The 20453-nt window shown below is 65.7% G+C and carries 18 protein-coding genes and 4 tRNA genes; 14 read left to right on the forward strand and 8 right to left on the reverse strand.

What is annotated here, in order from left to right:
• Nucleotides 1-185: 185 nt before the first annotated feature.
• On the forward strand, nucleotides 186-1583 hold the full coding sequence (locus tag OIU93_RS17910; RefSeq protein WP_264271426.1) for an FAD-dependent oxidoreductase: 1398 nt from the start codon (nucleotides 186-188) through the stop codon (nucleotides 1581-1583).
• A 168-nt stretch (nucleotides 1584-1751) separates the two neighbouring features.
• On the opposite strand, the gene OIU93_RS17915 is transcribed toward OIU93_RS17910, so the two are convergent.
• Together OIU93_RS17915 and OIU93_RS17920 are read right to left on the reverse strand one after the other, a co-directional pair.
• Nucleotides 1752-3266 (reverse strand): catalase, encoded by a 1515-nt coding sequence (locus tag OIU93_RS17915; RefSeq protein ID WP_372342959.1) that lies wholly within the window; start codon nucleotides 3264-3266, stop codon nucleotides 1752-1754.
• Between the two features lie 40 nt (nucleotides 3267-3306).
• Complete coding sequence (locus OIU93_RS17920) at nucleotides 3307-3735, reverse strand: Fur family transcriptional regulator (protein ID WP_264271428.1); 429 nt, start codon at nucleotides 3733-3735, stop codon at nucleotides 3307-3309.
• 91 nt (nucleotides 3736-3826) lie between these two features.
• Here OIU93_RS17920 and OIU93_RS17925 point away from each other — a divergent pair, with 91 nt between their 5' ends.
• A complete protein-coding gene (locus OIU93_RS17925; protein ID WP_264271429.1) occupies nucleotides 3827-5107 on the forward strand; it encodes an MFS transporter in 1281 nt (426 codons plus the stop codon).
• 106 nt (nucleotides 5108-5213) lie between these two features.
• Nucleotides 5214-6086, forward strand: coding sequence for a zinc metalloprotease HtpX (gene htpX, locus OIU93_RS17930; protein WP_264271430.1), 873 nt, complete (start codon nucleotides 5214-5216; stop codon nucleotides 6084-6086).
• A gap of 117 nt (nucleotides 6087-6203) precedes the next feature.
• On the opposite strand, the gene OIU93_RS17935 is transcribed toward htpX, so the two are convergent.
• Entirely contained in the window at nucleotides 6204-6692 is a 489-nt protein-coding gene (locus tag OIU93_RS17935; protein WP_264271431.1) for a YajQ family cyclic di-GMP-binding protein, read from the reverse strand.
• A 158-nt stretch (nucleotides 6693-6850) separates the two neighbouring features.
• Here OIU93_RS17935 and OIU93_RS17940 point away from each other — a divergent pair.
• Nucleotides 6851-6932 (forward strand) — tRNA-Tyr (locus tag OIU93_RS17940).
• Between the two features lie 184 nt (nucleotides 6933-7116).
• Here the strand turns inward: OIU93_RS17940 and OIU93_RS17945 are convergent.
• Nucleotides 7117-7530, reverse strand: a complete 414-nt coding sequence (locus tag OIU93_RS17945) for a hypothetical protein (protein ID WP_264271432.1) — start codon at nucleotides 7528-7530, stop codon at nucleotides 7117-7119.
• Nucleotides 7531-7869: 339 nt separating this feature from the next.
• Between OIU93_RS17945 and trxA the strand changes: the two genes are divergently transcribed.
• Nucleotides 7870-8241 carry a thioredoxin gene (gene trxA / locus OIU93_RS17950; protein ID WP_264271433.1) on the forward strand — a complete coding sequence of 124 codons (372 nt, stop codon included), beginning with the start codon at nucleotides 7870-7872 and terminating at the stop codon, nucleotides 8239-8241.
• A gap of 14 nt (nucleotides 8242-8255) precedes the next feature.
• On the opposite strand, the gene OIU93_RS17955 is transcribed toward trxA, so the two are convergent.
• Nucleotides 8256-9248, reverse strand: a complete 993-nt coding sequence (locus OIU93_RS17955) for a DNA-3-methyladenine glycosylase (protein WP_264271434.1) — start codon at nucleotides 9246-9248, stop codon at nucleotides 8256-8258.
• Nucleotides 9249-9344: 96 nt separating this feature from the next.
• Here OIU93_RS17955 and OIU93_RS17960 point away from each other — a divergent pair, with 96 nt between their 5' ends.
• Both OIU93_RS17960 and OIU93_RS17965 read left to right on the forward strand, forming a co-directional pair.
• The gene (locus OIU93_RS17960) at nucleotides 9345-10721 is read left to right on the forward strand and encodes a cystathionine beta-synthase (RefSeq protein WP_264271435.1); all 1377 of its coding nucleotides are present in this window, start codon (nucleotides 9345-9347) and stop codon (nucleotides 10719-10721) included.
• A 17-nt stretch (nucleotides 10722-10738) separates the two neighbouring features.
• On the forward strand, nucleotides 10739-11896 hold the full coding sequence (locus tag OIU93_RS17965; RefSeq protein ID WP_264271436.1) for a cystathionine gamma-synthase: 1158 nt from the start codon (nucleotides 10739-10741) through the stop codon (nucleotides 11894-11896).
• An 82-nt stretch (nucleotides 11897-11978) separates the two neighbouring features.
• Here OIU93_RS17965 and OIU93_RS17970 read toward each other — a convergent pair whose 3' ends face one another.
• Both OIU93_RS17970 and OIU93_RS17975 read right to left on the reverse strand, forming a co-directional pair.
• On the reverse strand, nucleotides 11979-13166 hold the full coding sequence (locus tag OIU93_RS17970; RefSeq protein WP_264271437.1) for an amidohydrolase: 1188 nt from the start codon (nucleotides 13164-13166) through the stop codon (nucleotides 11979-11981).
• Between the two features lie 59 nt (nucleotides 13167-13225).
• Nucleotides 13226-13663, reverse strand: a complete 438-nt coding sequence (locus OIU93_RS17975; RefSeq protein ID WP_264271438.1) for a hypothetical protein — start codon at nucleotides 13661-13663, stop codon at nucleotides 13226-13228.
• A 146-nt stretch (nucleotides 13664-13809) separates the two neighbouring features.
• Between OIU93_RS17975 and OIU93_RS17980 the strand changes: the two genes are divergently transcribed.
• The 7 genes from OIU93_RS17980 to OIU93_RS18010 all read left to right on the forward strand — a co-directional run bounded on the left by OIU93_RS17980 (nucleotide 13810) and on the right by OIU93_RS18010 (nucleotide 19558).
• On the forward strand, nucleotides 13810-14499 hold the full coding sequence (locus OIU93_RS17980; RefSeq protein WP_264271439.1) for an MOSC domain-containing protein: 690 nt from the start codon (nucleotides 13810-13812) through the stop codon (nucleotides 14497-14499).
• Between the two features lie 325 nt (nucleotides 14500-14824).
• The gene (locus tag OIU93_RS17985; protein ID WP_264271448.1) at nucleotides 14825-16855 is read left to right on the forward strand and encodes a DEAD/DEAH box helicase; all 2031 of its coding nucleotides are present in this window, start codon (nucleotides 14825-14827) and stop codon (nucleotides 16853-16855) included.
• A 116-nt stretch (nucleotides 16856-16971) separates the two neighbouring features.
• Entirely contained in the window at nucleotides 16972-18111 is a 1140-nt protein-coding gene (locus tag OIU93_RS17990) for a DUF6226 family protein (protein ID WP_264271440.1), read from the forward strand.
• A 174-nt stretch (nucleotides 18112-18285) separates the two neighbouring features.
• Nucleotides 18286-18357, forward strand: a tRNA-Thr gene (locus tag OIU93_RS17995).
• Nucleotides 18358-18428: 71 nt separating this feature from the next.
• Nucleotides 18429-18502 (forward strand) — tRNA-Met (locus tag OIU93_RS18000).
• A gap of 110 nt (nucleotides 18503-18612) precedes the next feature.
• Nucleotides 18613-19311, forward strand: coding sequence for a VTT domain-containing protein (locus OIU93_RS18005; RefSeq protein WP_264271441.1), 699 nt, complete (start codon nucleotides 18613-18615; stop codon nucleotides 19309-19311).
• A 175-nt stretch (nucleotides 19312-19486) separates the two neighbouring features.
• A tRNA-Thr gene (locus tag OIU93_RS18010) sits at nucleotides 19487-19558 on the forward strand.
• 67 nt (nucleotides 19559-19625) lie between these two features.
• Here the strand turns inward: OIU93_RS18010 and OIU93_RS18015 are convergent.
• Nucleotides 19626-20234 carry a DedA family protein gene (locus OIU93_RS18015; protein ID WP_264271449.1) on the reverse strand — a complete coding sequence of 203 codons (609 nt, stop codon included), beginning with the start codon at nucleotides 20232-20234 and terminating at the stop codon, nucleotides 19626-19628.
• Between the last annotated feature and the right edge of the window lie 219 nt (nucleotides 20235-20453).

Here is a 20453-nt window from a genome sequence, read left to right on the forward strand (position 1 = left end):
GGACCGAACTCCCCGGATGACGGGCCGCTCGGGCCCGGCATGCCGGGGGCCTGCTTCGTGCGGATCCGGACCCGGGGAGCGTGAGCATGCGCACACCGGTTCACGTTTAGGGGTCGTGGCCAATTAGACTAGCGTGGCGTGCGCTATTTGTGCGCCCCATGAACATTCTCCGGAAGGAACCCCTCGTGTCCGATTCAGCAGTTCGCCCGCTCCGTGTCGCCATCATCGGGGCAGGGCCGGCTGGCGTCTATGCTGCCGACATTCTCACCAAGGCGGAGCGCGAATTCGAGGTGAGCATCGACCTGCTCGATGCCTACCCCGCGCCCTACGGCCTGATCCGCTACGGCGTGGCCCCGGACCACCCGCGCATCAAGGGAATCGTCAATGCGCTGCACAAGGTCCTGGACCGCGGGGACATCCGCTTCCTGGGGAACGTGACCTACGGACGCGACCTGAAGCTGCACGACATCCGCGACATGTACGACGCGGTCATCTTCGCCACCGGTGCCATCAAGGATGCCCGCATGGACATCCCGGGCATCGACCTGGAGGGGTCCTTCGGGGCCGCGGACTTCGTTTCCTGGTACGACGGGCAGCCCGACGTGCCGCGCACCTGGCCGCTGGAGGCCAAGGAAATCGCCGTCCTGGGCAACGGCAACGTGGCCCTGGACGTGGCCCGCGTGCTCTCCAAGCACGCCGAGGACCTCCTGGTCACCGAGATCCCGGAGAACGTCTTCGCGGGCCTGAAGAATTCCCCGGTCACCGACGTGCACATCTTCGGGCGCCGCGGGCCCGCCCAGGTGAAGTTCACCCCGCTGGAGCTGCGCGAACTGAGCCACAGCCGGGATGTCGATATCGTGCTCTACCCGGAGGATTTCGAGTTCGACGAGGCCTCCGATGCGTTGATCAAGTCCAACAACCAGGTCAAGACCATGGTCAACACGCTGACCAACTGGATCGTGGAGGAACAGGACACCGGCGCCTCGCGCCGCCTGCACCTGCACTTCCTGCACAACCCGATCGAGGTGCTGGGCCAGGACGGCAAGGTCGCCGGCATCAAGTTCGAGCGCCAGGAACTCGACGGCACCGGCAACGTGCGGGGCACCGGCGAGATCGTCGAGTACCCGGTCCAGGCGGTCTACCGCGCCATCGGCTACCTCGGCTCCGAACTTGCGGAGATCGAGTTCGACGACAAGCGCGGAGTCATCCCCAACGAGGGCGGACGGGTGCTGGACGCCGCCGGCTCCCACGTGCCGGGGCTCTACGCCACGGGTTGGATCAAGCGGGGCCCCGTGGGCCTGATCGGCCACACCAAGGGCGATGCCCTGGAGACCATCGGGAACCTGTTGGAGGACCGACTGTCGTTGCCGGTTGCGTCAAACCCCGACGAGGACGCGATCATCAAGTTGCTGGAGTCGCGCGGTGTTGAATACACGACCTGGGAGGGCTGGAAGAAGCTGGACGCGCACGAGATTTCCCTCGGCATCGCAGCGACCCCCACGCAGACTTCCAACGGACCGGTCGACCGGGCCCGAATCAAGGTCGTGGAGCGCGAGGAAATGGTCAGGATCTCCCGGGACTAGTTCGCCGGGCTAAGCTGTACCTGGGCAGGGACCCGTATTTTTCGAAGTAGCGGAAAAGGCGGGTCCCTGTTCTTCTTAACTTTCGGTCCCGGATCGACGACAAAGCGGCCCGCCCTCCCGAAGGAGGACGGGCCGCTTTGTCGTCGTTGAGATGCCAACGGTGGCAGGTTAGGCCTTGCCGGCCATTTCCGCGGCGCCGTCGGTGGAGCCGGCAACGCCTGCAGCGTAGGCGTTGCGCAGGATCAAACCGAGGTTCGCATCGACGTTGGTCCAGTACTGGAAGAAGCCTTCGCGGATGGACTCGATGGTGATGCCCTGGCACTGGCCCAGCAGGGTCGCGTGGAAGCGCTCCTTGGCAGCTGCATCGTAGACCTCGCGGTACAGGGTGCCTGCCTGGCCGAAGTCGTCGTCCTCCGAGCGCAGGGTCTGCGCGGAGCGGACCATTTCGCCGTCGGTTTCCCAGCCGCCCTCGCCGGCGCGCTCGGGCTGTGCAGCCGGGCCGCCGAAGGAGTTCGGGGTGTAGACGCGGGCGTCTGCGTCGTTGAAGTGGTACTGCATGGAGCCCTCATGCATGTAGTTGTTGACCGTGGCCGCGTGCGGCTGGTTGACCGGCAACTGGTTGTAGTTGGTGCCGATGCGGTTGCGCTGTGCATCCGGGTAGGAGAACACGCGGGCCATCAGCATCTTGTCCGGGCTGATGTCGATGCCCGGGACCAGGTTCGACGGGGAGAACGCTGCCTGCTCGATCTCGGCGAAGAAGTTGCGCGGGTTGCGGTTCAGCGTGAAGTGGCCAACCGGGATCAACGGGTAGTCCGCGTGCGGCCAGACCTTGGTCATGTCGAACGGGTTGAAGCGGTAGGTCTTGCCTTCTTCGTACGGCATGATCTGGACCTTGACGTCCCAGGTCGGGAAGTTGCCGGCCTCGATGTTGTCGAACAGGTCGCGGCGGTAGAAGTCGGCGTCGGAGCCTGCAAGCTTCTCGGCCTCTTCGTTGGACATGTTGTGCACGCCCTGGCGGGAGTGGAAGTGGTACTGCACCCAGAAGCGCTCGCCCTCGGCGTTGATCCACTGGTAGGTGTGCGAGCCGTAGCCGTTCATTTCGCGCCAGGAGGTCGGCAGGCCGCGGTCGCCCATCAGGTAGGTCACCTGGTGTGCGGACTCGGGGGAGTGGGTCCAGAAGTCCCACTGCATGTCGGCATCGCGCAGCCCGGAGGCGCCCATGCGCTTCTGCGAGTGGATGAAGTCGGGGAACTTGAGCCCGTCGCGGATGAAGAACACCGGGGTGTTGTTGCCCACGACGTCGTAGTTGCCCTCGGTGGTGTAGAAGCGAAGTGCGAAGCCGCGCACGTCGCGCCAGGTGTCAGGGGAGCCCTGTTCGCCGGCGACCGAGGAGAAGCGCAAGAGCGTCTCGGACTTGGCGCCCGGCTGGAAGACGGCTGCACGGGTGTACTTCGAGACGTCTTCGGTGACGGTGAATTCACCGAAGGCTCCGCCGCCCTTGGCATGCGGGTTGCGCTCCGGCACGCGCTCGCGGTTGAACGCGGCAAGCTTCTCGACGAGGTAGCGGTCGTGGAGGGCGGTAATGCCGTCCGGGCCGGAGGTCAGCGAATGGGCATCGCTGGCAACGGGGGCGCCGCTCTGGGTGGTGGTGAAGTTCTCGCTCAAGAGATTCTCCTTCTTCATGTGGGTTGGTAACTCTTCTGCCGGCTTCCCCGGCGGGCGGCTAGGCCGCGCCGGTTTTCCTGCAGTCTTCACAGATGCCCTGGTAAAGGACATCGGCAATCTGGATTTCCATGCCGTGGCTGTCCGAAGGGGTCAGGCAGGGGGCGTGGCCCACCGCGCATTCCACGTCTTCGATCCGGCCGCAACTGGTGCAAATGGCGTGATGGTGGTTGTCATTGACGCGGGTCTCATAGAGGGCCGCTGAGTGCGGCGGAGTGAACCGCCGCAATATGCCTTGTTCCGTCAGATCATTAAGCACGTTGTAGACGGACTGGATGGAAACATCCGGCAACGCCTGGTGGACCGCGGCGACAACTCTCTCCGCCGAGGAGTGCGGGTGGCTCTCCACGGCATCGAGCACGGCAAGGCGTCCGCGGGTAACCCGCAGCCCCAGCTCGCGCATCTGTGCCGAATAGTCCATGTGATCCATTCCACCGTCTTATTTTGAATATGTCAAGATAAGAGGGGCGTGTCGTCGCGCATGTCGCTGGAGTCCTCGAGCATGTCGCTAGACTCGATCCGTGGCCCGACTCCTTGCCGACCTGACACCTTTGCGCCAAAGCCCGGCCTTCAAGCGGTTGTGGATCGGCAACACGCTTTCGGCGGTCGGCGGACAACTCACCCTCGTGGCGGTCAGCCTCGAGGTCTACGCGCTGACGGGCTCCAGCCTCTACGTCGGCCTGCTGGGCGCCTTCGCGCTGGTGCCGCTGGTGCTGACGGGGCTGTATGGCGGCTCCGTCGCCGACGCCCACGATCGCCGCAAGGTCGCGTTGGCCTCCGCCATGGTCCTGTGGGCAACCACCGCTGCCATTGCAGCCCAGGCCTGGCTGGGCGTGGACAACGTCTGGGTGCTCTACGGGCTGGTGGCCATCCACTCCGGTGCCGGGGGCATCAACCAGTCGACCCGCGGAGCCATCATCCCGGCGATCGTCGGGCTCAAGCTCCTGCCGGCGGCCAATTCGCTGAACATGGTCACCTTCGGCATCGCCCAGATGATCGGCCCGTTGCTCGGCGGGCTGCTGGTGGCCCAGATTGGCTTCGGCTGGACCTACACCATCGACGTGCTGACCTATGGCGCCGCGGTGTGGTCCGTCTACAAGCTGCCGGCACTGCCCCCGGAGGGCACGCCGGCCAGGGCAGGGCTGCGTTCGGTCATCGAGGGCTTCAGATTCCTGGGCACCCAGCCCAATGTGCGCATGACCTTCCTGATCGACATCGCGGCCATGGTCCTGGCCGCACCCCGGGCACTGCTTCCCGCCATTGGCGCAGTGCTCATTGGCGGCGGTGAACTGACCATGGGCGTTCTCCTGGCTGCAACCGCCATGGGCGCGTTCCTGGCGGGACTGTTTTCCGGGCCCGTGGGACGGATCCACCGCCAGGGCGCGGCAGTGTTTCTCTGCGTCTGCGCGTGGGGTGCGAGCATCGGGCTTTTCGGCATGGTCGTCATCCTGGCCGCACGCAGCCCGGTCCCGTCCGACGGCTCGGCCGGAGCCTGGCTCTGGCCCGCGGCCGCCTGCATGGCGCTGGCCGGCGTCGCGGACGCCGTTTCCTCGGTCTTTCGCACCACCATCCTGCAGGCCGCCACTCCCGACCACCTGCGCGGGCGCCTGCAGGGTGTATTCATCGTCGTGGTCGCCGGCGGGCCACGGCTGGGGGAAATGCTCTCCGGTTCGGTGGCAGGGGGCATCGGCGAGGGGTGGACCCTGCTGGCCGGCGGCATCGCCTGCATCGTTGCAGCCGCCGCATTGATGCGCTGGGAGCCGGGATTCCTGCGGTACGACGCGCGGCACCCAGCTCCCTGAGACCGAATCCCCGGCGGGAACAAAGCACGCTCTCAGGTGCGTTTACTAGACTGAATGCCAGACCCGGCCCCCGGCGGCCGGACCGTACCCCAAGGAGAGAACCACGGTGCACAATCACAACAACGGCCTGAAGACGGCGGGGTTGCTCGGCGGCATGTTCGCGCTGCTGCTGGCCATTGGCGCCCTGCTGGCTTCGGGGACCGGAAGCAGCAGTTTTATCTGGATCTTCGCCCTTATCGGCGTGGCGACCACCGCCTACGGATACTGGAACAGCGACAAGCTGGCGATCCGCTCAATGCAGGCCTACCCGGTCACCGAGGCAGAACAGCCCGAGATGCACCGGATCGTGCGCGAGCTCTCCATTGCCGCCCAACAGCCCATGCCGCGCCTCTATGTTTCGCCGACCCAAGCGCCAAACGCCTTCGCCACCGGGCGCAACCCGGAAAATGCCGCGGTGTGCTGCACCGAGGGCATCTTGCAGCTGCTGAACGAACGCGAGTTGCGCGGGGTGCTGGGCCACGAGCTCATGCACGTGTACAACCGCGACATCCTCACCTCTTCGGTGGCCGCGGCCGTCGCCGGAGTCATTACGTCCGTGGCCCAAATGATGCTCTTCTTCGGCGGCGGCGACCGCCGTAATGCCAACCCCCTGGCCATGATCGCCCTGGCATTGCTGGCGCCCTTGGCCTCCACCGTCATCCAGATGGCCATCAGCCGAACCCGCGAATACGACGCGGACGAGGACGGCGCCAAGCTGACCAACGACCCGCTGGCGCTGGCCTCGGCATTGCGCAAGCTCGAGAGCGGGGTGCAGCGCGCCCCGCTGCCGGCCGATGACCAGCGCCTGGTCAACACCTCGCACCTCATGATCGCCAACCCGTTCCTTGGCGGGGCCAAGAAGCTCTTCGCCACCCACCCGCCGATGGACGACCGCGTTGCCCGGCTGGAAAGGATGGCTGGCCGCTCGCTGGGCTACTAGGCGATCGCCCGCTTCCTTTCCCATGCCGGGCGTCAACGCAAAGGGAGGCTGTCATCACCGGCGAGTGATGACAGCCTCCCTTTGTCTGCGGCCGAATCTCGCCGCCGTGAAGTCCGTTTAGCGGAAGTTCACAAACTGCAGGTCTGCTTCCTCAAAGCCGCGCAGCAGAGTCATGGTGGCCTGCAGGTCGTCGCGGGACTTGGAAGACACGCGAAGCTCGTCACCCTGGATGGTGGACTTCACGCCCTTGGGTGCCTCGTCACGAATGAGCTTGTTGATCTTTTTCGCCACGTCCTGGGCAATGCCCTCCACAATGGAGGCCTCGATGCGGTATTCCTTGCCCGAGGGGAAGGGTTCGCCCGCTTCCAGGGACTTGAGCGAGATGTTGCGCTTGACCAGCTTGGACTGGAACACGTCGAGAACCGCCTTGACGCGTTCCTCGGAGTTGGCCTTCATCAGGATCTTCTCGCCGCTGAAGTCGATCTCGGCTCCAATGCCCTTGAAGTCGTAGCGCTGGACAATTTCCTTCTGCGCCTGGTTCAGTGCATTGGACACTTCCTGGCTGTCGACCTTGCTGACAACATCAAAAGTTGAATCGCTCGCCATGTGAGCCTCCTTGGGTGGTGATTGTGCTTTGCCTACAAGACTACCGGGGCACCGCAAAACCCCGGAAAACCCGGGGTCTGACGCGCCGGGAAACCCTCGATTTGCACTCTTGGGAAAACGTCATGTAGAGTTTCTACTCGTTCCGAAGGGAACAATTCGGCAGATTACCCGAGCGGCCAAAGGGGGCTGACTGTAAATCAGCTGGCAACGCCTTCACTGGTTCGAATCCAGTATCTGCCACCGAATGAATGAAGCCCGTGTTCAAATCCAAGAGATTTGGACACGGGCTTTTTCGTGCCCTGAACCCCCGATGGTGCAGGTGGGACCATTATTGGGCGAGGCGTATCAAGAGGTCGGGCGGCGGGAATTCCTTACTGGACGTGACCCACTCAACATCCAACGCAAATTTCCCGCCGCCCAAGTTTCAAGCGGCCATCTTTTCGTTCATCGGGACTACGTAGATGTCCCAGAGCAACATGATTGAATCCCTCGGGGCGGACAGCACCGCGTGGTAGTGCGCCCACTGCCATTCTGTGGCTCCATGGTCTTCCAGCGGCTTGGGAGGGCACGAACCGGGAGTCAGCCACCGCGTGCCGTTCCAGATGGCCTGTAGCGGTCCAACGGCCGTTGCCGCAGAGGTGGTGTCTTCCAAGGGGACGGGAAGGGAAACCTTTTCCTGGATCCGCAGCGCGGGTGCAACTGCGAAGGGCGTGGATTCAACGATGGCCAAATCCATGGGCAGTGCGTCAACGTAGCGCTCCGCCAGCAGCATTCCTTCGGAGAGTGCCTTGCGCCCGGATTCCCCGGTCGTTATCAGCAACAAGGTGCAGCGTGTCATGTCCGTGTTGGCAGCCGACCCGCAACGCGTCTACGCGGTCCGGGTCAGGATGCATCCTTCCTGTTATCCGTGGAATCCGGTGCGCCGATCGGGACACCGGGACTGGCCGGCGAACCGGGCGGGAGTACAGCTGCCCGCCTTTCGCCCGATGCTTTGGTGGATGGCTGCCTCCTGGGTTGGCCGTGGCCTTACCTCGAGCATACGGCCGCGTGCGCACGGCCGGGCGCCGGCCGACAAACTTGTGGATAACCTGGATCCGGAGGCGTGAAAACAGCAAGGGAAAGCCAAAAACGGGGTGCCGACTGCGGCGACTTCGGCATCTCGCGGTACCGTTGGTATATGGCTACTATCAATATCACCGAGTCTGAGTTCACGACGACGCTGGATGAGAATGACATTGTCTTCGTAGATTTCTGGGCGGAGTGGTGTGGACCGTGCCGCCAGTTTGCCCCGGTCTATGACGAGATATCCGAGAAGTACCCCGACGTTAAGTTCGCCAAGGTGGACACCGAGGCCGAACAGGGGCTGGCACGCGCTGCGAACATCACCTCGATCCCCACGTTGATGGCGTTCCGCGACAAAGTCCTGGTCTTCTCGCAGCCCGGCGCGATGAACGCCTCTCAGCTGGACGACCTCATCGTGGCCGTGAAGGGCATCGACATGCAGCATGTCCACGCGCAGATCGCCGAGCAAGAGGCGCAGGCCCAGTAGGCTTCCGCCGCGCCCTAGCGGCGTCGGTGGTCCATCGGCGCCAGGCGCGGGCCAAACGCCTGCTTGCGTTGCCCGGAAAGCCCGATCAGGCGCACCACGCGCTGGCGATGCCCGGTGAAGGGCGCCAGCAATTCGAGCATCCCGGCATCGTCGACCCGGCGACCGGTGAGTACCTGCCCGACGAAGGCAGCCAGGTGGAAATCACCCACCGAAACATGGTCGGCAGCTCCATGAGTGCGCTGCAGAACCTCGGCAATGCTCCACGGACCCACTCCGGGTATTGATTCAAGGGCGGCATGCAGGGTCCCGGCGCCCATGGCGTTCTCCCTCCTGGCACCCAGATCCATCAACGCCCAGCGCTCCAGGGCATTGGCCGCGGCCGCCGCCCGGCGTGCTGTCGCGGAGCGCTTCGAATCCACTCGCGCCTGGTGCCATTGCCACGGCTGCAGCGAACGGACTGCAGTCGGCGTCGGCGGCAGGCGCATTCCCGCCGGCGCGGGACCCGGCGGCAGGTCGCCGACGGCCAGGCACAGGTGGCGCCAGGCGTAGTTTGCCTCGATCACCGTGACCTTTTGCTCGAGAATCGCCGGAAACAGGGCATCGAAGATACGCCCGGTGGACGGGAACCGCAGCCCCGGATTCGACTTTCGGCTCCGGAGCACGATCGGGTGCAGCAAGTCCCGGGTTTCCGCTGCGTCGAAGGCACTCCAGTCGTCGTACGCGCCCAACAGATGCAGTCCGCGCTCCACCGCGTGCGCGGCACCCGGTCCCCAGGCGCGGAGCAGGACTTCGGCGTCGATGCCGGCGGTGCGGGTGGCCAATAGGGTAACGGGACCGACCGGGGTGTGGAAGCACAACCAAGCGCCGGTTTCCGAGACCCGGGTGGCGGGGTCGCGGGCTCCGCGCTGCAGGATGCCCAGGGACTGGCGCAGGGAATACGGGCCGTTCGGCTTCCATGAAGCCTGTGCGTCGCATGCCGGCAGCGGGGTCGAAGGGGAATTGGGCATGCCTCAATACTCTCATCGCTGCCCCCGCCTCCAACGCATGAAGATTCACTACGAACGGCGTCCGGAATGTGACGCGCCGCCGGTAGAGTGATCGCCATGAAGTATGCGCGCACAATCCTGGACCTGATTGGGAACACCCCGCTGGTCAAGCTCAATTCGGTCACGGACGGCATCGAGGCAACCATCCTCGTCAAGCTCGAATACCTGAACCCCGGCGGGTCCATCAAGGACCGCATTGCCTTGAAAATGGTGGAAAACGCGGAGGCCGACGGGAAGTTGCTCCCGGGCGGAACGATCGTTGAGCCCACCAGCGGCAACACCGGCGTCGGACTGGCCATGGTCGGCCAGCTGAAGGGCTACAAGACCATCTTTGTCACCCCCGACAAGGTCGGGGAGGAAAAGCGCGACGTGCTGCGCGCCTATGGCGCCGAGGTGGTGGTCACCCCCACGGCAGTCGCCCCCGATTCCCCGGAGTCCTACTACGGCGTCTCGGACCGCCTGGTGCGCGAGATCGACGGGGCGTACAAGCCCGACCAGTTCTCCAACCCCGCCGCCCCGGAGAGCCACTACGAGACCACCGGCCCGGAAATCTGGAACGACACCGACGGCATGCTGAGCCACGTGGTCATCAGCGCCGGCACCGGCGGCACCATCACCGGCACCGGCCGCTACCTGAAGGAAGTTTCCGCCGACCGCGCCTCCGGCCCGGTCAGGATCATCGGCGCGGACCCGGACGGCTCGGTCTATTCCGGCGGCACCGGCCGCCCCTACTTCGTCGAGGGCGTCGGGGAGGACATGTGGCCGGGCAACTACGACCCGGCGGTGCCCGACGAGATCATCGCGGTGACCGACGCCGACGCGTTCGCCATGACCCGCCGCCTGGCCAAGGAAGAGGGCCTGCTGGTCGGCGGCTCTTCCGGCATGGCAGTGGTCGCGGCGCTGCAGGCAGCGAAGGACCTCCCCGCCGAAGCCATCGTCGTGGTGATCCTGCCCGACGGCGGCCGCGGCTACCTGGGCAAGATCTTCAACGACTCCTGGATGCGCTCCTACGGCTTCCTGCGCGACGACTCCGCCGACACCGTGGGCCAGCTGCTCTCCGCCAAGCCCGGCGACCTGCCCGACCTGGTGCACACGCACCTGAACGAAACCGTCCGCGACGCCATCGGCGTCATGAACGAATACGGCGTCTCGGCACTCCCGGTGCTTTCGGCCGAGCCCCCGGTCCGCCTGGGCGAGGTGCGCGGCTACATCGACGAGCGCACGCTGACCGAGAAGCTGTTCCGCAACGAGATCTCCCTGACCGACCCGGTGGGCCCGCTGGTGACCACCGCGCTGCCGCTGATCGGCATCCACGAAACCATTGACCGCGCCAAGGAACGGCTCTCCGAGCACGACGCCCTGCTGGTCACCGACGACGGGGCGGCCGTCGGGGTCATCACCCGGCACGACCTGCTGACCTACCTCACCCACTAAGAAAGTTGCGTCCAGACATGACTGAAAACATCCAAGGATTCAACACCCGCGCCGTGCACGCCGGGCAGGAATTCGAGCCGCGCACCGGGGCAGTGGTCCCGCCGCTGCACTTCTCCTCCACCTACGCCCAGGACGGCATCGGGAACCTGCGCGCCGGCTACGAGTACGGCCGCGGCGGCAACCCCACCCGCGACGCCCTGCAGGAGCAGCTCGCCGCGCTGGAAAACGGCACCCACGCCTACTCCTTCTCCTCCGGCCTGGCCGCCGAGGATTCGCTGATCCGCGCGCTGGCCGAACCCGGTGACCACATCGTGCTGGGCAACGACGCCTACGGCGGAACCTACCGGCTGATTTCCAAAGTCCTGGGCGGCTGGGGCATCGGCAACACCCCGGTGGACATGTCCGACCACGCGGCGCTGAAGGCTGCCATCGCCGCCAACAAGACCAAGCTGGTCTGGGTGGAGACGCCGTCGAACCCGATGATGCGCATCTCCGACATCAAGGCCATCGCGGAGATCACCCACGCCGCCGGCGCCCTGCTGGTGGTCGACAACACCTTCGCCTCCCCGTTCCTGCAGCAGCCGCTGGACCTGGGTGCCGACGTGGTGGTGCACTCCACCACCAAGTACATCGGCGGGCACTCCGACGTGGTTGGCGGCGCCATCGTGGTCAAGGACCCGGTGCTGGCCGAGGCCATCGGCTTCATCCAGTTCGCCGTCGGCGCGGTCTCCGGCCCGATGGACGCGTTCCTGACCACCCGCGGGCTGAAGACTTTGGGCGTGCGCATGCGCACCCACTCGGAAAACGCGATGGCCGTGGCCCTGTGGCTGGAAAAGCGCCCCGAGGTTCAGGCGGTGCACTACCCGGGCCTGCCCACCCACCCGGGCCACGAGCTGGCCAAGGCGCAGATGCGCGACTTCGGCGGCATGGTCTCGGTGCAGTTCACCGGCGGCGAGGACGCGGCACGCACCGTGGCAGAGGCCACCCGCGTGTTCACCCTGGCCGAGTCGCTGGGCGGCATCGAATCGCTGATGAACTACCCCTCGGAAATGACCCACGCCTCGGTGAAGGGCACCGAGCTGGCGGTTCCGGTGAACCTGCTGCGCCTCTCGGTGGGCATTGAGGACGTCGAGGACCTGATCGCCGACCTCGAGCAGGCCTTCGCCAAGCTCTAGGCGGCAACCGAACGGCAACAACGGACCGGCGGTGCCGCGGAGGGATTGATTCCCCCGCGGCACCGCCCGTTTTTGTTGGGTCCTACTCGGGCACGACCTTGCGGGAGGCCACCACCGGGGTGCGGGTGGCTGCGTCGTACTCCATGACCTGTTTCCCGCCGATCCACACGCGCACGGCCCGGGACATGACATCCAGCGGATCCCCGCTCCACAGCACCAGGTCCGCGTCCTTGCCGGCTTCCAGCGAGCCGATGCGCGCCTCCAGGCCCAGCACCTTGGCGGGGTTCAGGGTCACTGACCGCAGGGCGGTGTCCGCATCCAGTCCCTCCTTCACCGCCAGCGTGCACTGGTGGATGAGGAAGTTGATCGGGACCACCGGGTGGTCGGTGATGATCGAGATCTCGACCCCTGCCTCGGCCAGCCGCCGCGGGTTGGCCAGTGAGCGACCGCGCAGCTCCACCTTCGACTTGGTGGTGAACAGCGGGCCGATGAGCACCGGCACCTTGCGCCCGGCCACCACGTCGGCGATCACGTGGGCCTCGGTGCCGTGGTCAAGGACCAGGTCGTAGCCGAACTCCGCGGCCAGGCGCAGGGCGGTGGCCACGTCGTCCGCGCGGTGGCAGTGCTGGCGCCACGGGATCTCGCGGCGCAGCACCATCCCCAGGGCCTCCAGCTTTGCGTCGCGCTTGGCCGGGTCGTTGGCGGCCAGGTAGTTCTGTGCCTCGATGAACGCCTGGCGGATCACCATGGCGTTGCCCAACCGGGTCGAGGGGGTCTTGTCCTTGGCGCCGTGAATGCGCTTGGGGTTCTCACCCAGGGCCGACTTGATGCCGCTGGGGGCCCGCAGCACCATCTCATCCACGTAGCGCCCGTGCGTGTGGATCGCCACGGTCTGCCCGCCGATAGGGTTCCCGGATCCGGGATTCACGTTCACGGTGGTCACCCCGCCGGCCAACGCGTCGTCGAAGCCCGGGTCGAAGGGGTCGATGGCGTCGATGGCACGCACCGCGGCCATGTTCGGATCCGTCATCTCGTTCACGTCGGACCCGGCCTCGTGCTCGCCCTCGGGATGCATGCCCAGGTGCACATGCGCGTCGATGAAGCCGGGCAGCAGCCACGCGCCCTCGGCATCAAAGACCGGGGTGTCCCCGGGGACCGGCAGGTCGGGACCCAGGGCGGCGATCAACCCGTCCTGGACCAGAAGGGTGCCGGTGAATTTCTCCCCGGCGATGGGCACGATGAATGCATTGGCGATGGCAAAGGTACTCATGATGGCACTCTTCCATGGTTTGCCGCCGCCTCATATGCCGGGCGCCGACCCGCGTGGTGTCAGCCGGCGTTTTCCCGCTTGCGGCGCTGGCGTTCGGCCTTGCGCTGCGCGCGGGCTGCCTTGGACTGCGGGGCAAAGTACTTGACCGTGCCCGGGCTGAAGAGCAGGGCCACGCCCACCAGCAGCAGCGCGCCGAAGATCCCCACGCGCACCCCGCGGGTCAGCAGCGGGATGCCCACAATGACCCCGCACCAGATCAGCGACATCCGGCCGGACAGCTTCCCGCGCCAGAGCTGGAGCGTGCAATAGCCGATGACCAGGCCCAGGCCCACCAGGGCGATGCCCGCGCCCCAAAAGCCCGGGGCCTCGTTCCCGGGGCGGGTGGCGGCATTGAGGAAGAATCCGCCGGCGAACGCCAGGGCGGAAATCGCCGCGGCGCTCCACCACCAGCGGGCGGCACGCAACGAGGGCGGGAGCACGGGTTTCGTGTTTTTCACGCGGCGGCCACGGAATGGTTTTCAGGCTTCTCCATGCACCGCAGGTTACCCGATGATTGTCCCGCGGCGGATTTCGCGGCTCGCATCTTTCCGGGCGGCGCAAGGTCCACACGGCCATCTCCCGCACTTCTTATAGGATTCATGCCATGAGTGTTTCCCCCGAATCCGGTGACCTTGCAGCGGGCCCCGTTGCCCACGGCACGCTTGAGGCGGTGTGCGTTGTCCATGCCCTGAAGTCCGATGCCGGGCCGGTGGGCACCACCGCCATCGACAAGCGCCCGATCGACGGCCCGGTCAAGGTGCGCAAGATGGGCCTGTATGCGGATGTGCAGGTGGACCGCGAACACCACGGCGGCCATGACCAGGCGGTCTACGCCTACTCGCGCACCGAGGCCGAACGCTGGGGCGGCGAGCTGGGCCGGGACATCCCCGCGGGCCTGTTCGGTGAGAACCTGCGGGTCTCGGGGATCGACACCACCGACGCGGTGGTGGGGGAGCGCTGGGCCATCGGCAAGGCCGTGGTGCTGGAAGTGACCAGCCCGCGGATTCCCTGCTCGACATTCGCCCGGCACCTGGGGGAGGAGAACTGGGTGCGCCGGTTCACCGATCGCGGCGACGTCGGCTGTTTCCTGAAGGTGGTCAGGACCGGGAAGATCGCCGCCGGGGACGGCATCGCGGTGATCTCGCGTCCGGAACACGGGGTGCGGGTGCGCGACATCTTCGTCGGGCCCACCCTGGAACAGGCCCGGCGGCTGTTGGAACACCAACAGGCCAGCGGCAGACAGCTGCCTGCCAAGGTCTTGCGCGCACTGCCACGGAGAGAGCCGGGGCAGTGACCGGCGGAGTCGAAGGGGGGCCATGCAAGGCACATCATCGACCGGCAGGGAAGGCCCGTGTGCGCAACCTCACCGGGATCAAGTCCCCCAAGTTACGCGAAGGACGATAGTATTAGGGAGTTCACTGTATCCGGCTTCCCTCGCATTCTGCCCAATTCTTGAGGCAGAAGCTCGTCGTGTGTGAGCCCGCCAAATACTTGCGGGTTGTTGCTTTCATAGGGGAGTCGCCGGACCAAAGTGATTGCGTCCGATTGTGCTGCGGAACCTCGTTGATACGGGGTCTATTCCGCCCCTATGAATGAGGTAATTCTCCGTGTCTACCGACATGTCCGAAAACCAGCCCACCGCCGAAGCCAAGACCGAAGAAGATTCGATTCTCTTCACCGACCTGGGTCTTGACGGCCGCGTTCTCGCCGCCGTCTCCGACCTGGGCTACGAAAAGCCTTCCCCGATCCAGGCAGCCACCATCCCGCTGCTGCTCGAAGGCCGCGACGTCGTCGGCGTTGCCCAGACCGGCACCGGCAAGACCGCCGCGTTCGCCCTTCCGGCCCTGTCGAAGATGGCCGAACTGGCCGACCTCAACGGCACCGCCCGCAACACCCAGGTCCTGGTCCTGGCCCCGACCCGCGAGCTCGCGCTCCAGGTCGCCGAGGCCTTCACCTCCTACGCCAAGCACATGGGCGACTTCACCGTCCTGCCCGTGTACGGCGGATCCGCCTACGGCCCGCAGCTTGCAGGCCTGCGCCGCGGCGCCCAGGTTGTCGTCGGCACCCCGGGCCGCGTCATCGACCACATCAACAAGGGTTCCCTGGACCTCTCGGACCTGCAGTACGTCGTGCTCGACGAGGCCGACGAGATGCTGCGCATGGGCTTCGCCGAAGAGGTCGACAAGATCCTCGAGGCCACCCCGGAAGAGAAGCAGGTGGTGCTGTTCTCGGCCACCATGCCGTCCTCGATCCGCCGCATCTCCAAGCAGTACCTGCGCAACCCGCAGGAAGTCTCGGTCAAGTCGAACACCTCGACCGGCACCAACATCCGCCAGCGCTACGTGCAGGTCATGGGAGCCCACAAGCTCGATGCCATGACCCGCATCCTTGAGTCGGAAAAGTCCGAAGGCGTCATCGCCTTCGTGCGCACCAAGATGGCAACCGAGGACCTGGCCGACAAGCTCAAGTCCCGCGGCTTCACCGCAGCTGCCATCAACGGCGACATCCCGCAGCAGCAGCGCGAGCGCACCATCGAGAACCTTCGCGATGGCAAGATCGACATCCTGGTCGCCACCGACGTCGCGGCCCGCGGCCTCGACGTTGAGCGCGTGTCCCACGTGATCAACTTCGATATCCCGCACGACACCGAGTCCTACGTCCACCGCATCGGCCGCACCGGCCGTGCCGGCCGCTCGGGCGACGCGATCCTTTTCATGACCCCGCGCGAGAAGTACTTGCTGCGTGCGATCGAGAAGGCCACCCGCCAGACGGTTGAGCACATGCACCTGCCCAGCGTCGACGCCGTCAACGACAAGCGCCTGGCCAAGTTCGCCGACCAGATCGGTGAGACCATCTCCTCGCAGGACCTGACCGTCTTCCGCAACCTGGTGGAAAAGTACTCAGCCGAGCACGAGGACATCACCGAGGTCGAGATCGCCGCGGCCCTGGCACACATGGCACAGGGCGGCCGCCCGCTGCTCATGCAGGAACTGCCCGTGGCCCCGGCCAAGCAGGCCCGCCTCGCAGGCGGCGGCAAGGACGGCTTCGGCTCCCGCGGCCCGTCCCGCGCCCTGACCGAAGGCAACGCCACCTACCGCCTCGCGGTGGGACGTCGCCAGCGCGTCATGCCCGGCTCCATCGTTGGCGCACTGGCCAACGAAGGCGGCCTGACCTCCGCCCAGATCGGCGGCATCGACATCCGTGCCGACCACACCCTGGTCGAGCTGCCGGCAGATCTTTCCGCGGACCAGCTCCGCTCGCTCTCCCGCACCCGCATCGGCGGCGAGCTGATCCACCTCGAGCTGGACAACGGCCGCAGCCCGAAGTCCGACCGCGAAGGTGGCCGCGAAGGCGGTTACCAGGGTGGCGGACGCGGCGGCTACGGCGGAGGCCGTGGCGGTGGCGGCGGCTACCAGGGTGGCGCACGCAGCGGTGGCGGCGGTGGCTACCGCGGTGGCAACGACCGTCGCACCGAAGGCGGCTCCTCCGAAGGCGGCCGTGGCGGCTACGACCGCAACGCCGGTGGCGAGCGCAGCGGTGGCTACCGCGGCAACGCCGGTGCCGGTGCCGGTGAGCGCAGCTTCGGCGGCTCCTCGCGCAAGCCCCGCACCGCCGGTGGCACCGGTGGCCCGCGTCGTCGCGACTACTAAGCACTAAAGAGACAATGACCCCCGGTGGGGGCGTGTTCCTGGAGACAGGGGGCACGCCGCCGCCGGGGGTTTTGTCATTCCCCCCCGGAAACCGCACTCGTTGGTAGGATGCGGGCATGGACACGCAACCGCCGATCTTCGATGCACCGGCCAGGTCCCGGCCCGGTACGCGCATGGTCCCGGGCCCCGGAGCCGATCTTGCAGCGGATGTCGAACTGGTGGGCATCAGGCAATATCCGGGCTGGGACGACTTCGCCGCCTATGCCCGGAAGCACGGCGAGGAGCCTGTGCGGCTGGCCCGCGACATGGCGGCACTGCTGCATTTCATCCACGACCACCGGCGGGCACTGGAGCCGGCGGGCGGCTTGCGGCTGGCCGCGGAGATCTTCCTGGGCAACGCCGTGGCCCAGGCTCGGGAGGATGTCCGGTGGGAATCAACGGCTCCGGGGCAGATGATGGTCGGCGCGTTCGACCGCTACTACGACCCGCGGATGATGATCGATGCCGTGACCCGTGGCGGTGGCCAGGCGGTGGAGCGGGCCGCGGCGCTGCTGGAGCAGTGGCTTGCCCAGGTGGTGCCCAAGCTGGCGCCGCTGAACCCGGTTCCGCGCCCTTCCGAGGCCGTGCCCGCCCCATACCGGCGCCCGCTGCTGGAGGAAGCCGTCTACCGCGACGAGGACGACGTTCCCATCAACTACGGACGCCGTTGGGCGGGCGGGGAAACCCCGGAGGACAGCTACGAACGCATCAGCCACCCCGAGCGCTTTGCCGGGCTTGGCCAGCTTGTGCGGGCTCTGGCCGCACACCTCGAGGCCAACTACCAGGTGCGGCGCGAGGATGCGCAACTGGAGGACGGCACGCGCATCACCCTGGTTCCCGCAGACCCCCTGGCCGCAACCATGCGCCTCGAATCGAGAACCGAAGGCGGGCAACCGACCGTGCGGGTCTTCGCCGGCGCCGCGCACGACCTCGTCGTCCCCCCATGCGGCTGCGATGCCTGCGACGAAACGCTGCAAAGTGCCGGAGACGAACTGGAGAACCTGGTGCTCGGAGTCGCGGCCGGGGGATTCGCCGAGCGCATTTACGACGTCGGCGGCCAGCCGTGGATCCAGTTCCGGCTGACGGCGCCCGACGGGAACTCGTCCCGCGGCGGGGAAAGATCCGCCGACCCGAACAAGGACCTTGACGAGGCCAGGACCATGCTGGAACGAGTGCCCGGTGGCTGGCACCCGTGGCCTTTGCGGGCATTGTCCTGAAGAGCGGTGCAGCCGGCCGCCCGAAGACCCAAAATCACCCGGTGATTTAGGTCACCGGAAGCGGGCGCCAATCGATGCCTGACCTGCCCCTTCCGGCCGTTTTTGTGTGCTCGGTCACAAAGTGCCATTCCGATTTCACAGCGCAGAAAATTGCTGGTAGAGTTCTTACTCGTTGCCCCCCTAGCTCAGTGGTAGAGCGCGTTCTTGGTAAGAACGAGGTCACCGGATCGATTCCGGTGGGGGGCTCTGAATGGAATGGCCCGCGTCTTAGTCGGCTCGAAAGAGAATCGGACGCGGACGCGGGTTTTACCATTCGTGGCGGCTTAGCTCAGCTGGTTAGAGCGCACGACTCATAATCGTGAGGTCCCGGGATCGAGTCCCGGAGCCGCTACAGATTGATCCCCGTCTTCCTTGTGAGGGCGGGGATTTCTTGTTCCCGGCGGGACGTGGATCCGGGCCCGACCCGGCCGTATTTGAAACACGATGCCATAGGGTTGTGCGGTGAGTCCATTTGCAAACCTGCCGTCAACGCTCGCCGCGGCACTGGTGTGGCCACCCACCGCCAGCTTTCTGCCTGACTGGCTGAATCCCGATGTCTTCCTGCGCGATCCGGCACTCGGCCCGTGGATCATCCTGCTGATTTGCGGCATCGTCTTTGCGGAAACCGGCCTGCTCGTCGGATTCTTCCTGCCGGGCGATTCCATGCTTTTCACCGCCGGGCTGCTGATCGCCACCGGGGCGCTGGATGTCAACCTGCCGCTCTTCGCTGCCCTGATATTTGTATCAGCGTTTGTCGGGGACCAGACGGGCTACCTGATTGGGCGCAAGGCCGGCCCCGCGATCTTCAAGAGGCCCGACTCACGCTTCTTCCGGCAGGAGTACGTCGAAAAGGCGCATGCGTTTTTTGAACGCTTTGGCGGCAGGGCGGTGGTGCTGGCCCGCTTCATCCCCATTGTGCGGACGTTCGTGCCGGTCACTGCAGGGGTCGCCCACATGACCTACAGGACCTTCGTCCTCTACAACCTGCTCGGAGCCCTGTTATGGGGCGTCGGTGTCACCCTGCTGGGCTTCTGGCTCGGGCAGTATGAATGGGTGGGTGAAAACATCGACCTGATCTTCTTGGTCATCGTGCTTCTATCGGTGATTCCCATCGGCCTTGAACTCCTCCTGGGCGGACGGCGACGGAGGGCCGCCGACTAGCGCGGGCTGCGGGAACGTTGTTCGGCCCGTGCATCCGCGGCCCACGGGCTGAACACCGGGCCGGATGCCGAAGGGCGCCGGGTGATTCGCGCACGCGGGCGGGTGTGGCGTTGGTCATGTCGGCGGTGTTCGATGTGCAATTCATGGCGGTTATTGGGTAGAGTATTTTCTCGTTGCCCCCCTAGCTCAGTGGTAGAGCGCGTTCTTGGTAAGAACGAGGTCACCGGATCGATTCCGGTGGGGGGCTCGAAGAAAAAACCGCGGTTGCCCCAGAAAATGGGGGCAACCGCGGTTTTTATTTGCCGTGCAGGCAACTACTTCCGCAGCGACGTGTTTCCACTGGCGCGTGAAACGATCCGGTCGATGAGAATTCCCAGGCCGATGGCCACTGCCACGGCGACCACGATTCCCAGCAGATGATTTTCCTCGAACCAGCGTCCGGCCAGTACCCCGATCAGGACCGAATAGGTTGCCCATCCCACGCTCGAAAAGCAGGTCAGGATGACGAAGGTCCGGTGGGGGAAACCGGTTGCCCCGGCCACCAGGTTCACCGCAACGCGGCCAATGGGAACGAATCGTGCAACCAGGATCAGCGAGACCGGGCGGAGCCGCAATTCATAGCCTGCCCAGGCAAAGGCATGCTGGAGCCGTTTTCGGCGCATCCAGGCAAACCTGTCTGTGCCGATGGCCCGCCCGATCAGGTAAGCCACGTTGTCACCGACGAAGGCGCCCATCCCGGCCACCGCACCCAGGATCCAGGGATTCGGATTTCCCTGGGTGGGCACCAAGGAGGCCAACGCCACGACCAGCGATTCGCTGGGGACCGGCGGAAAAAAACCGTCGATTGCGCAGAAGAGGAAAATCATCAAATAGGAAAGCGGGTTTCCGGCAGCGGACAGGATGAAGTTGCTCAGCGCATCCAAAGCGGTGGAAATAAAGTCCAAGAGCGTTCCTGTTCGTTCAATGTTCGGCCCCGATGGGAGAAACCAAGAGCCCTCGTTCAAGGCTAACGACGACATCGGGCATTTCCTACTTCGGGGCCGGTTGTGATCAATCCGGCTCAAATCCGGCGGTTCACATGGGGTGCCCGATAGGATGGATAAAGTGCGAAGCCGCAATCCTGTGTGCCCGACCTCCTGGGC

The organism is Paeniglutamicibacter sp. ZC-3 (assembly GCF_025847175.2).
Lineage (GTDB): Bacteria > Actinomycetota > Actinomycetes > Actinomycetales > Micrococcaceae > Paeniglutamicibacter > Paeniglutamicibacter sulfureus.